Here is an 11,405-nt window from a genome sequence, read left to right on the forward strand (position 1 = left end):
CCCCCGCCGCCCCCCCACCCCCCCCCCCCCCCGCCGCCCCCCCCCCCCCCCCCCCCCCCCCCCCCCCCCCCCCCCCCCCCCCCCCCCCCCCCCCCCCCCCCCCCCCCCCCCCCCCCCCCCCCCCCCCCCCACTTTTCTCATGCAAATACTTCTTTTTTCTCCGCGATGGCGATGGGGACACCGTTGACCTCCACGCCCTCGTCTGCCCGGATGAGGATGTACCGGACGCCGCCGATGACCCGTGTCTCCACCAGATCGCTGCGGTCCGGGCTCACCCGGACGGTGACGTCCGGGGTCTTGATCTCGAACTGTTTATCGTCCACGATGTTCCGGGGGCTGAGATCCGCTCCCTCGCCGAAAGCGGCGTCGAACCGCTCGCTGAAGGCGTCCACCCGCTCCCCGGAGACGCCGCAGTCCTCCAGCACCTCCCGGACCTCCGCCTTGGAGACCGTCAGCGGCTCCAGATCCTTATGTTCCTTCTGGGCCTCGATGCGGCTGCACAGATCGTCGTGGACGGCCTTTGCCACCTGATAGCTGCACTCCTCCCCCAGCGTGTCCCCCAGCAGGGACTGGAAAGTCTCCTTCTGGGCCGCCGCCGGCATGGGCAGCTCCGTGCGGAACACGGCGTCCACAAAGTCCTGATGGGTCTCGGCAATGTCCTTGGAGTAGTACAGGGCGTTGTACAGGTTGGTGGCCCGCTGGTCGAAGGCCGGGAACAGGAAGCCCAGCTCCGGCGGCGCCACCACCCAGCCGCCGTCCCGGCTGCGGAACACATGCTCCTCGCTGGCGTAACGCAGGGCGGGCTTCACGGCCTTCACCGGGCACACGGCGCACAGCAGATACGTGTAGACCTCCTCGGAGGCGTCGTCCTGCCGCTCGCCGTCCTTGGTGTGATAGGGCACGTCGTAGGCGTCCTGGGCCAGCAGGATCAGGTAGCTGCCCTCAAAGGCCAGTCCCTCGATGATCTTTCGGCAGAAGTCCTCCACCACGCCCCGGTCCCGCAGCTCTGTGGAGCGCAGGGCCATCAGGAGACGGTGCTCGTCGCCGTCCGCCACCTGCCGGGTGGCGAAGGAGATGTCGATGAGGTTCTTCCCCAACGTGCCGGAGAGGCACTTCTTCAGCAGCGCCAGATACGCCTCCGCCTCCTCCTGGGCCATCATGGTCAAAGACTGGCTGAACAGGGAGACGATCTCCCGCTGGTCGTTGACGTAGCAGCCGCAGACGTGGCTAATGTTGTTCTTCTCCGGCCGCAGGCGGCGGCGGAGCTCCGAAACTTCTTTTTCATTCATGATGATACACTCCCATTCCTCTTATAAAGGTCGGAAACTGCCGGTCTCTTCGAGACCGGCAGTCAGGCCGTCGGAAAGGTTTTATACGGACAGGGACTCGCTGAGTTCTAGGCCCGGGTTGTGCTTCGTCAGGAAGCCCACAGACCACTCGCCGCCGAAGGCGATGAGATTCCGGCCCCGGAAGTCCTCCAGCAGCTTGGCGTCGGTGCAGAGGGTCAGGTCCTTGGGGTCGCCGGGGCAGGCGGTGATGCGCCGCAGGTGCTCGTAGGGCAGGCCCGTCATATACAGCTCCACGCCGTACTCGTTCTTCATCCGGTACTGGAACACATCGAACTGCAGCGTGCCCACCACGCCCACGATGACCTCCTCCATGCCGGCGTCGGGGATCTTGAAGATTTGGATGGCGCCCTCCTGGGCGATCTGCTCCGTGCCCTTCATAAACTGCTTGCGCTTCATGGTGTCCTTGGGGGACACCCGCATGAAGTGCTCCGGCTCAAAGGTGGGGATGCCGGAGAACTTGAACTTCTTTCCCGGCACGGTGATGGTGTCGCCGATGGAGAAGATGCCGGGGTCGAAGACGCCGATGATGTCGCCGGCATAGGCCTCCTCCACGATCTCCCGCTCCGCGGCCATCATCTGCTGGGGCTGGGACAGCCGCAGCTTCTTGCCGGACTGCATGTGGAAATACTCCGTGTCCCGCTGGAACCGGCCGGAGCAGATGCGCATGAAGGCCAGACGGTCCCGGTGGGCCTTGTTCATGTTGGCCTGGATCTTGAAGACGAAGGCGGAGAAATCGGGGCTGTACACGTCCACCTCGCCGGTGTCCGCCACACGGGGCAGCGGCGGCGTGGTCATCCGCAGGAACTCCTCCAGGAAGGGCTCCACGCCGAAGTTGGTCAGGGCGGAGCCGAAGAACACCGGAGACAGCGTGCCGTTCCGCACGGCCTCCATGTCGAACTCCCGTCCGGCGCCCAGCAGCTCCACGTCGTCCCGCAGCGTGGCGGCACGCTTCTCTCCGATCATCTCACTGACGGCGGGGTCCTCCAGATCCACCTCCGTGGCGGCGGCCTTTTTGGCGTGTCCCTCGCCGGAGAAGAACAGGATGCGCTTCTTCTCCCGGTCGTAGACGCCCTGGAACTCCTTGCCGCAGCCGATGGGCCAGTTGACGGGATAGGTGTCGATGCCCAGCTCCCGCTCCACCTCCTCGCAGAGGTCCAGAGGGTCCCGGGTCTCCCGGTCCATCTTGTTGATGAAGGTGAAGATGGGGATGTGCCGCAGGGCACAGACCTTGAACAGCTTCCGGGTCTGGGGCTCCACGCCCTTGGCGCCGTCGATGACCATGACAGCGCTGTCGGCGGCCATGAGGGTGCGGTAGGTGTCCTCGGAGAAGTCCTGATGGCCCGGCGTGTCCAGGATGTTGATGCAGAAGCCGTCGTGCTGGAACTGCATGACGGAGGAGGTGACGGAGATGCCGCGCTGCTTTTCGATCTCCATCCAGTCGGAGGTGGCGGCCCGGGCCCGCTTGCCCTTCACCTCGCCGGCCTGGGCGATGGCGCCGCCGTAGAGCAGGAACTTTTCCGTCAGGGTCGTCTTACCGGCGTCGGGGTGGGAAATAATAGCAAAGGTCCGCCGCCGGGAGATTTCAGAACGAAGATCAGCCATGAGAACCTCCATGCGCCTTCCGGCGCTTGAAATAGTGTGATTCGGAGTGCTTGTCCACGGTGAACAGGGAAAACGGGCGCTGCCGCCCGGTCCCCAGAGGCGCGGGTACACGAAAAAGTCCTAAGGCCTTTTCAAGCCTTAGGACTTTTCCTGATCTGGAGGTGACACCCGGATTTGAACCGGGGAATCAGGGTTTTGCAGACCCTTGCCTTACCACTTGGCTATGTCACCAAGGAAACAATCTATCAGAAATGCGGTCTTGATCAGAGCCCACATGAATTATATGCTCCCCATTTGAAAAGATCACACCGGCGTGTGATCTTTTCAAATGGAGCGGGCAACGAGGCTCGAACTCGCTACCTCCACCTTGGCAAGGTGGCGCTCTACCAGATGAGCTATGCCCGCAAATGGTGCCCAGAGCCGGAATCGAACCAGCGACACGAGGATTTTCAGTCCTCTGCTCTACCAACTGAGCTATCTGGGCAAATGGCGACCCGGAACGGGCTCGAACCGTCGACCTCTAGCGTGACAGGCTAGCGTTCTAACCAACTGAACTACCGGGCCATTTTCCTTCATCCGACGCATTGAGTGGTGGGAACAACTGGACTCGAACCAGTGACCCCCTGCTTGTAAGGCAGGTGCTCTAACCAGCTGAGCTATGCTCCCGGATGACCACTTCCGTCAGACGACAAAAGTTATTATACTCACCGGGCCCCCATTTGTCAACCGTTTTTTTGAATTTTTTTATTTTTTGTTTTTCCGCATTTTTGCCATCATTTCTTCCAGGTCTTCTCTGGAAAAATGCTGTTTTCTGTCACAAAAGCGGCAGGTGAGATCTGCCTGTCCCTGCTCGTCGATCAGACTTTGCAGCTCGTCGGGACCCATGCTGATGAGGGCGCGGGCCATCCGCTCCCGGCTGCATGTGCAGCGGTACTCAATGGGAGTTTTTTCCAGAATCTCCACCTCAAAGTCGGACAGCAGCTTCCGCAGCATGGCCTCGGGATTGTCGTTCCCGTCCAGGAGGTTCGTCACGCTTCCAGCGGCCAGCACGCCGCCCTCCACCTTGCCGATGACGTCCTCCCCCGCGCCGGGCAGCAGCTGGATCAGATAGCCGCCGGCGGCACGGACGCTCTGGTCCCGGTCCACCAGCACCCCCAGCCCCACCGCCGAGGGGATCTGCTCCGACTCCACAAAGTAGGACGCCAGATCGTCGGCGATCTCGCCGGACAGCAGCGCCACAGTGCCCACGTAGGGATCCTTCATATTCAGGTCCCGGATGACGGTCAGGGTGCCGTCGGTGCCCACGGCGGCGCCCACGTTCAGCTTGCCGTCCTCCCGCAGGGGGAGGTCTACCGCCGGATCGTCCACCGTGCCCCGGACGTTGCCCTCATTGTCGGAGACAGCCAGAATGGTCCCCAGGGGGCCGCCGCCCTTCACCTGAAGGGTCACGCTGCTGCCGGTGTCCTTCAGGGCGTTGCCCAGCATGGAGGACGCCGCCAGCAGACGGCCCAAAGCCGCCGTGGCCACCGGCAGCGTCTGATGGATCTGCCGCGCCCGCTCTGTCAGATATTTGGTGGAGACTGCCGTGGCCTTCACCATGCCGTCGGCGGTGATGGCCCGTACCAGTTGATCGCTCATATGAAAATGCTCCTTTTGTTCATCGTTCAAATACCGCTGCGAAGCCGCCGGACGGCTCACGTCTCAGCGGCCTTCCGGCAATGGAAGATCCAGCGGTCCTCCTCCGGCTTCGGCGGACGGCCCGTCATGTCGCCTGTCAGGCGCACCTGATCAAAGCCGGCGTCCGCCAGCCACTGACGCAGCTCGTCCTCCTCCCAGGCCCGCTCCCGATGCTCCTCAACGCTCCGATCCCAGGTGTCATCGTCATTGCGGCGGAACAGATCCACCCAGTAGGTGCAGATCCGGGTCCGCCGGGAGAACTCCGTCCGCCAGACGCAGTAGACGTCCTCCGTCTCGTCCAGCCAGATCTGGCCGTCCATCCGGCGGAGCTTATAGGGCGTGTTCACATCAAACAGAAACAGTCCGCCAGGCCGCAGGTATTTCGCCACGCGGCGGAAGGTCTCCTGCAGTTCCGACGGCCGGGTCAGATAGTTCAGGGCGTCCAGCGTGGACACCGCGGCGTCCACCTGTCCCATCAGGCGCAGCCGGGACATGGACTGGTGCAGCAGGAAGGGCGGCTTCTCCAGATCCAGCGCCGCGATCTTCCGGGCCGCCTCCGTCAGCATCTCCACAGAGCCGTCGGCGGCGGTGACAGCGTAGCCCCTCTCCGCCAGCAGGCAGGCGATGGACCCGGTGCCGCAGCCCAGATCCAGCACCGTCCGCACCGGGACGCCGCTCTTCCGCAGCTGCCGGTCCAGATAGTCTGCCCGGCGGCGATATTGTACATCCTGGGTCAGAACGTCATACGCGCCGGCCAGCGCCTCGTAACTGCTCATTGCTCCTTCGGTTCCTCCTGGCCCTTCCGGCGTGCGAAAATCTTGGCATAGGCGCCGGTGCCATAACTCAGGGAGCGGTTCACCCGGCTGATGGTGGCGCTGGACGCGCCGGTGCGCTCCAGAATATCATTGTAGATCAGCCCCTGATCCAGCAGGGACGCCACCTCAAACCGCTGCTCCATGGAACGCAGTTCCGAAACCGTGCACAGGTCCTGGAAGAAGTCGTAGCACTCCTTCTCGTCCTTCAGCATCAGAATGGCTTTATAGAGTTCGCCGTTCTTCTCTTTCTTGCCGATCTTCACCATGTCACATACTCCTTAAATGTCAAGATCCTTTTGATCAATCCATTTTAACATTGTAGAGCGTGAAAGTAAAGAGGAAGCGTAGTTTTTGCGCAAAGTTTTTCCCGCACCCTTTCCCGGTCTCCGCATAGGCTGAGACAGAACGATTTTGCGGAGGTGGCTGTCCCATGGAGGACCGTTTGCTGGCCCTGGAGACCGAGGAATTCACGGCGGAGCGGGAGTGGACGGCGGAGGACATTCCCGTGCTGAAGGCCACGGTATCCCTCCCCCGTCCTATCGAGCGGAACGGCCGGGTGGGCAGGCGCATCGACCGCTTCTACCAGCTGCAGGCCCGGTCCTATTTCCGTTACTGCGAGAACTGGCTGTTTCCCAAGGCCGCCGCGGAATACCGGCAGGCCCTGGCGGACAGCGCCCCCCTCCCCTGCTGCACGGCGTCGCTGACCTATCGCGTCACCTGCTCGGAAAAAGGTATCTGGAGCCTCCATACTGACACCCGGGAGTGTCTGGGCGGCCGCACGGAGATCCTCCGCAGGGGGGATACCTGGGATCTGCGCACCGGCTATCCCATTCCCTTGGGCGACTTCTTCCCCCGGCGGACGCCGGTGCGGAAGCTGCTGTGCCAGACGGCGGAGGCGGAAATCCGGCGGCAGGAGGCGGCGGGCATGGCCCGCTATCACGAGAAGTGGCGGCAGGAGCTGCGCAGGAATTTCAACCGGGAGAACTACTATGTCACGCCGGAGGGCCTTCAGTTTTTCTGGCAGATGTACGCCATCGCCCCCTGGGCAGAGGGCGTCCCCACCTTCTCCCTGCCCTTCGGGGAACAGGGCTGTGCCTGGCCCATCCCAGAGTCTTTGATCCGTTTGCAAACATGATCTGCAAAGGAAAATACCCTGTCGGCATGGAGCGTGTTCCACACCGGCAGGGCATTCTGTGCGGTCGCCCCGCTATGCCGCGGGGCCCTTCCACTTTTTCGGATCCACATGCCGCTGCCGCAGCCGCCGGATGACGAACTGGCGGAACAGGGCGTACAGGACGGAGCACAGGGGGATGAAGAACAGCATCCCGGCGATGCCCATGAGCTTGCCGCCCAGAGTGACGGCGGCCAATACCCAGATGGAGGGCAGACCCACGGAGGAGCCCACCACATGGGGATAGATCAGGTTCCCCTCGATCTGCTGAAGTACCAGGAACAGGATGACGAATACCAGCGCCTGCCGGGGGTCGCTGATGGCGATGAGCAGCGCACCTACGGCGCAGCCGATGAAGGCGCCCACAATGGGGATCAGGGCCGTCAGAGCGATGAGAACGCCTACCAGGAGGGCGTAGGGCATCCGGAACAGGCTCATGGCCACCACGAACAGGGTCCCCAGGATACAGGCCTCCAGGCACTGGCCGGACAGAAAGCCGGAGAAGGTGCGGTCTGTCAGACGCAGGACCTCCAGTGTCCGGTCCGCCGCCCGCTCCGGCAGCAGGGCGTACAGGCACTGACGTCCCTGTCGGGCCAGTTTCTCTTTCTGGAGCAGGATGTAGAAGGAGAAGATCAGGCCGATGACAAAGGTGCTGAGGCCGCTGACCACGCCGCCGATCAGTCCGCCGCCGGAGGACACCAGAGCGGTGCCCCAGTTCTGGGCCAGGCCGATGGCCTTCTGGGACAGGGAGCTCCAATCCAGCTCCCAGCTGGCCACCAGATCCTTCGCATAGGGCAGCCAGGCCTCCAGCTGGAGGAGCCATGTCTCGAACCGGTCCAATGCGGTGGGAAGCTGTCCGCCGATAGAGCGCAGGGCCTCCCGGATGCCGGGGCCGATGACGCCGCAGGCCAGGCTCAGTACGCCCAGCAGCCCTACCAGCGTCAGCACCAGCGCCAAAGGACGGCGCAGCTTCCCGCCCTTCCTGACGCCGGAATACAGGTGCCGCTCAATGGCCCGCATGGGGACGTTCAGCACAAAGGCGATGGCGCAGCCCAGCAGGAACGGCGAAAGAATGCCCAGCAGCCAGCCCACGGCGCCCAACACGGTGCCCAGGTGCTGAAGGGCGCAGTAGAACGCCACGCCGCCGCAGACCACCAGCAGAAGACTTTTGACCGTCTGTTTATTCCATTCCATCGAATGACTTCATTTCCTTTCCAAAAGGTTTACTCGTCCACCAGCCGCTTCCGCTTCCACACGCCCTTCCGGAACCGGATGGTAAACAGCACTCCCCGCAGGCACTCGTCGCAGGCCATGGCGATCCAGATGCCCACAAGGCCCCAGCCCACCGCGTGGCCCAGCAGCCAACTGCCCAGTACCGACACCAGCCACATGCTGAACACGCCCACGCATACCGGATACCACACGTCTCCGGCGGTGGTGAGGCATCGGACCATGACGATGTTCACGGACCGGCCGATCTCCAGCAGAAACTCCACCATGACCACCTTCCGGCCCAACTCATGAATGACAGGGTCGGCGGTAAAGAGGCTGTAGATGGGGTCGCAGAAGATCAGGATCAGCAGCGTCAGCAGCTCCGATACCGTCAGAGCGATGCGGAGGGTGGACCACACGCGGCGGCTCACCTCCTCCGTCTTCCGTGCACCCATGAGATAGCCCAGAATGATCTGGGTGGCCTGGGCCACAGCAATAGAGTACACATAGGCCACGTTGGCCAGCATGCTGGCGTAGACCTTGGTGGCGATGACCGCGGTGCCCATGAGATTGATAAAGCGCAGGATAAAGATCTGCGAGACATTGTAGGACAGGGACTCTCCGCCGGAGGGCATGGCGATGGCCAGCAGCTTCCGGCAGGTGGCCCACGGAAAAGGCCGCAGGTGCTTCAGGGAGAACCGGACGGCGCATTTCCGCCGCAGCATCCAGATCACCAGCGCCAATCCCACGGCCTTGCTGAAGCAGGTGGACACGGCGGCGCCGGTGACGCCCATCTGCGGAAAGCCCAGCCAGCCGTTGATGAGGACGGCGTTGCCCGCCACGTTCAGCAGGTTCATCACCACACTGGCGGTGACCACCTCTCTCAGCAGCGTATAACTCCGCAGTACGGCGCACAGTTCGATGTACAGCCCCTGGATCAACACCGCACCGCCCACGATGCGGGTGTACAGGCAGGCGCCGGCCAGGGACTCCTCCGGCGTCCGCAGCAGGCTGAACACCACATGGGGCGCCAGCAGCAGGATCAGGCCCATCAGCAGACTGAACAGCGCGCTGACGGCCACGCCCACCGTGGCGATCCCGTCGCACTTCTCCCCCGTCTGCCCGGCGCCGATGTGCTGGGTCAGCAGGATGGTGGTGGCGGCGCTCATGGTCTCCAGCACGATGATGACCACATTCATCACCTGATTGCCGTTGCCGATGGAGGCCACGGCGGCAGAACCGAAGCGGGAGATCATGAACTGGTCCACATTGCCCACCAGAAGCTGCAACAGCAGCTCCGCGAAGATGGGCAGGGACAGGCGGAAGACCCGGCGGGTCTGGACGGAAGGCTTCAAAGTCATGGAATACCGGCTCCTTTATGTGCAGAAAATCGTTTGCTTTTGATTCAGGAAGCCAGTATAGCAGACTCCGCCGCCGTTGCAAGTGGCAAACCACCGAAAGAGTTCCCGTCCCGGCGGCTTCTTTTGTGGAATCAGACGCGCCCCGCCCGGCAGCGGCGGGCCATGTCCAGATACTCGTCTCTGGAGGCCACGTTTTCCGCGATCTCCGCCGCCGTCAGCGGACGGATCACCTTCGCCGGGTTTCCCAGCACCAGGGAGCCGTCGGGAACGTCCATTTTGCCGGTGACCAGCGCCCCCGCGCCCACCAGGCAGTTATTGCCGATCCGGGCGCCGGTGAGGACGATGGCCCCCATGCCGATGAGGGTGTTGTCCCCCACGGTGCAGCCGTGGACCACCGCCCCGTGTCCGATGGTGCAGCCCTTTCCGATGGTGGACGTCTCATGGAGCACGGCGCACTCCTGAACATTGGTGTCCTCTCCGATGACAATGGGGCCCTGGTCGCCCCGGATGGCGGCGTTGTACCAGACGCTGACGCCCTTTCCCAGCGTCACGTCCCCCACCACCGCCGCGCCCTCGCAGATCAGGACGTCCGCGTCGGTGGTCCTCAGTTCGTAAGCCATTGGAATCGCTCTCTTTCTTTCGTGCCGCGCCGGAACTCAGATGGCGAAGTTGCCGTCCACGAACACGGGAATCTCCCGGCCGTCGTGGGTGGTGCCCACGATGGACAGGTCCGCCGTGCCCACCATGAAGTCCACGTGGGTGATGGAGTCGTTGAGGCCGTGGGCTTTCAGCTCCTCCTTGGTCATCTGCTGGCCGCCCTTCAGGCAGGGATATGCCTCGCCGAAGGCGATGTGGCAGGCGGCGTTCTCGTCAAACAGAGTGTTGTAGTACAGGATCTTCTGGTTGGAGATGGGGGAGTCGTAGGGCACCAGGGCCACCTCGCCGAAATAGCAGGCCCCCTCGTCCACGGAGATGGCGGCCTTCAGGGCCTCCTCGCCCCTCTCCGCGTGGGCCTCCACGATTTTGCCGTCTTTCACCACGAAGTGGAACTTGTCGATGATGTTGCCGTCGTTCACCAGGGGCACGGCGGAGTACACCACGCCGTTGACGCCGGTCTTCAGGGGCGAGGTGAACAGCTCCTCCGTGGGGATATTGGCGATATACTCCTGGCCGGACAGGGTGACGTCGTTGCCCGCCTCCCAGATGTGGCCCTCCGGCAGCTCCACCGTCAGGTCCGTGCCCAGGGAGTTGGTGTAGTGCAGGGACTTGAAGTTCAGTTCGTTCAGCTTCTCCATCCGCTGATGGAGGGTGACCAGGTGCTTCTCCCACTTCTCCACGCACTTGCCGTCGCCGGAGATACGGACGGCGGCAAAGATGGCGTCCCACAGCTTCTCCATGGCCTCGTCCTCCGGGCAGTCCGGGAAGACCACCCTGGCCCAGGACGGGATGGGGATGGACGCGATGCACCAGGGGAAGCCGCCGCACATCTGGAGCCGGTCAAAGTCCTTCAAGGCCTTGCCGCTGGCCTGCTGGGCCCGGACGATGCGGTCCGGCGCCACGCCTTTGAAATTCTCCGGGTCCGAGGCGGAGATGGCCAGATAGGCCGCCCCCTCCAAAGCGTAGTCGTTGAAGAAGTGCCTCCGCCACAGGGGCACCTCGTCGAAGATGGCGCCGTCGGCCTTCAGATACTTCATCCGGGCCATGGCGTCGTCGTGCCAGTTCATCACCACCTCCCGGCAGCCCCGGTCATAGGCCTTTTCGGCACAGAGCCGGGCGAACCAGGCGCACTCCACCGGGGAGGAGATCACCAGCGTCTGCCCCTTCTGCACGTTCAGTCCGATGTCGATGAGCAGCTGGGCGTATTCCTGAAACTTTTCTTCCATATCCTTCATGAGGATCGCATCCTTTCCGCAAAGCAGTCTGATCATTTTAATATATGCCGGTCTCCCGCATGTTAAACAGGGCTGTGGGCCGAAAAAACGCATTGGATGGCCGGTTTCCTTATTTTAGAGCATTTTTCCAGCCTTGTAAAGAAACGGCAGGCAGTATTTGAAATTTGTTTACGATTGGCCGGTGAAAAAAGGAAGCGCCCCGCGGGGCGCTTCCTTTCAGGCTGTCGAAAAAGTCGAGCATAGCTGGGCTTTTTCGCATTTATATGGTAAAATAAGCATGGGTGATGAAAGATGCTTGAACGAGGGAAGCTGGATCGTGGAATCGT

At 62.7% G+C, this 11,405-nt stretch carries 10 protein-coding genes and 5 tRNA genes; 1 reads left to right on the forward strand and 14 read right to left on the reverse strand.

The window, feature by feature from the left end; translation table 11 throughout:
• Nucleotides 1–137: 137 nt before the first annotated feature.
• The 10 genes from ACTNBU_RS11555 to ACTNBU_RS11600 all read right to left on the reverse strand — a co-directional run bounded on the left by ACTNBU_RS11555 (nt 138) and on the right by ACTNBU_RS11600 (nt 5,709).
• The gene (locus ACTNBU_RS11555; RefSeq protein ID WP_441034120.1) at nt 138–1,289 is read right to left on the reverse strand and encodes a DUF4317 domain-containing protein; all 1,152 of its coding nucleotides are present in this window, start codon (nt 1,287–1,289) and stop codon (nt 138–140) included.
• Between the two features lie 81 nt (nt 1,290–1,370).
• Nucleotides 1,371–2,951, reverse strand: coding sequence for a peptide chain release factor 3 (locus tag ACTNBU_RS11560; RefSeq protein WP_441034122.1), 1,581 nt, complete (start codon nt 2,949–2,951; stop codon nt 1,371–1,373).
• A 156-nt stretch (nt 2,952–3,107) separates the two neighbouring features.
• A tRNA-Cys gene (locus ACTNBU_RS11565) sits at nt 3,108–3,182 on the reverse strand.
• A 98-nt stretch (nt 3,183–3,280) separates the two neighbouring features.
• Nucleotides 3,281–3,356, reverse strand: a tRNA-Gly gene (locus ACTNBU_RS11570).
• A gap of 3 nt (nt 3,357–3,359) precedes the next feature.
• A tRNA-Phe gene (locus tag ACTNBU_RS11575) sits at nt 3,360–3,435 on the reverse strand.
• A gap of 3 nt (nt 3,436–3,438) precedes the next feature.
• A tRNA-Asp gene (locus tag ACTNBU_RS11580) sits at nt 3,439–3,515 on the reverse strand.
• 25 nt (nt 3,516–3,540) lie between these two features.
• A tRNA-Val gene (locus ACTNBU_RS11585) sits at nt 3,541–3,617 on the reverse strand.
• 78 nt (nt 3,618–3,695) lie between these two features.
• The gene (gene hslO / locus ACTNBU_RS11590; RefSeq protein ID WP_441034123.1) at nt 3,696–4,589 is read right to left on the reverse strand and encodes an Hsp33 family molecular chaperone HslO; all 894 of its coding nucleotides are present in this window, start codon (nt 4,587–4,589) and stop codon (nt 3,696–3,698) included.
• A gap of 56 nt (nt 4,590–4,645) precedes the next feature.
• A complete protein-coding gene (locus ACTNBU_RS11595; RefSeq protein WP_441034125.1) occupies nt 4,646–5,404 on the reverse strand; it encodes a class I SAM-dependent DNA methyltransferase in 759 nt (252 codons plus the stop codon).
• The gene (locus tag ACTNBU_RS11600) at nt 5,401–5,709 is read right to left on the reverse strand and encodes a YerC/YecD family TrpR-related protein (protein WP_441034127.1); all 309 of its coding nucleotides are present in this window, start codon (nt 5,707–5,709) and stop codon (nt 5,401–5,403) included. The genes ACTNBU_RS11595 and ACTNBU_RS11600 overlap by 4 nt, the downstream gene beginning before the upstream one ends.
• A 164-nt stretch (nt 5,710–5,873) precedes the next feature.
• Between ACTNBU_RS11600 and ACTNBU_RS11605 the strand changes: the two genes are divergently transcribed.
• Nucleotides 5,874–6,578 (forward strand): RsiV family protein, encoded by a 705-nt coding sequence (locus tag ACTNBU_RS11605; RefSeq protein ID WP_441034129.1) that lies wholly within the window; start codon nt 5,874–5,876, stop codon nt 6,576–6,578.
• Nucleotides 6,579–6,650: 72 nt separating this feature from the next.
• Here ACTNBU_RS11605 and ACTNBU_RS11610 read toward each other — a convergent pair whose 3' ends face one another.
• The 4 genes from ACTNBU_RS11610 to ACTNBU_RS11625 form a co-directional block, all read right to left on the reverse strand.
• Nucleotides 6,651–7,808 (reverse strand): AI-2E family transporter, encoded by a 1,158-nt coding sequence (locus ACTNBU_RS11610; RefSeq protein ID WP_441034131.1) that lies wholly within the window; start codon nt 7,806–7,808, stop codon nt 6,651–6,653.
• Nucleotides 7,809–7,837: 29 nt separating this feature from the next.
• The gene (locus ACTNBU_RS11615) at nt 7,838–9,187 is read right to left on the reverse strand and encodes an MATE family efflux transporter (RefSeq protein WP_441034133.1); all 1,350 of its coding nucleotides are present in this window, start codon (nt 9,185–9,187) and stop codon (nt 7,838–7,840) included.
• Between the two features lie 131 nt (nt 9,188–9,318).
• Nucleotides 9,319–9,807, reverse strand: a complete 489-nt coding sequence (locus ACTNBU_RS11620; RefSeq protein WP_441034135.1) for a gamma carbonic anhydrase family protein — start codon at nt 9,805–9,807, stop codon at nt 9,319–9,321.
• A gap of 36 nt (nt 9,808–9,843) precedes the next feature.
• Nucleotides 9,844–11,079, reverse strand: a complete 1,236-nt coding sequence (locus tag ACTNBU_RS11625) for an aminopeptidase (protein ID WP_441034137.1) — start codon at nt 11,077–11,079, stop codon at nt 9,844–9,846.
• Nucleotides 11,080–11,405: the final 326 nt, after the last annotated feature.

Origin of the sequence: Dysosmobacter sp. HCP28S3_G4, from assembly GCF_052065175.1 — a bacterium.
Classification (GTDB): Bacteria; Bacillota; Clostridia; order Oscillospirales; family Oscillospiraceae; genus Oscillibacter.

Bases quoted from the DNA above. Each gene is read 5' to 3' on its own strand.
- ACTNBU_RS11615 (WP_441034133.1), bottom strand. From the start codon at position 9,187: ATGACTTTGAAGCCTTCCGTCCAGACCCGCCGGGTCTTCCGCCTGTCC.
- ACTNBU_RS11595 (WP_441034125.1), bottom strand. From the start codon at position 5,404: ATGAGCAGTTACGAGGCGCTGGCCGGCGCGTATGACGTTCTGACCCAG.
- ACTNBU_RS11625 (WP_441034137.1), bottom strand. From the start codon at position 11,079: ATGAAGGATATGGAAGAAAAGTTTCAGGAATACGCCCAGCTGCTCATC.
- ACTNBU_RS11620 (WP_441034135.1), bottom strand. From the start codon at position 9,807: ATGGCTTACGAACTGAGGACCACCGACGCGGACGTCCTGATCTGCGAG.
- hslO (WP_441034123.1), bottom strand. From the start codon at position 4,589: ATGAGCGATCAACTGGTACGGGCCATCACCGCCGACGGCATGGTGAAG.
- ACTNBU_RS11560 (WP_441034122.1), bottom strand. From the start codon at position 2,951: ATGGCTGATCTTCGTTCTGAAATCTCCCGGCGGCGGACCTTTGCTATT.
- ACTNBU_RS11555 (WP_441034120.1), bottom strand. From the start codon at position 1,289: ATGAATGAAAAAGAAGTTTCGGAGCTCCGCCGCCGCCTGCGGCCGGAG.
- ACTNBU_RS11605 (WP_441034129.1), top strand. From the start codon at position 5,874: ATGGAGGACCGTTTGCTGGCCCTGGAGACCGAGGAATTCACGGCGGAG.
- ACTNBU_RS11600 (WP_441034127.1), bottom strand. From the start codon at position 5,709: ATGGTGAAGATCGGCAAGAAAGAGAAGAACGGCGAACTCTATAAAGCC.
- ACTNBU_RS11610 (WP_441034131.1), bottom strand. From the start codon at position 7,808: ATGGAATGGAATAAACAGACGGTCAAAAGTCTTCTGCTGGTGGTCTGC.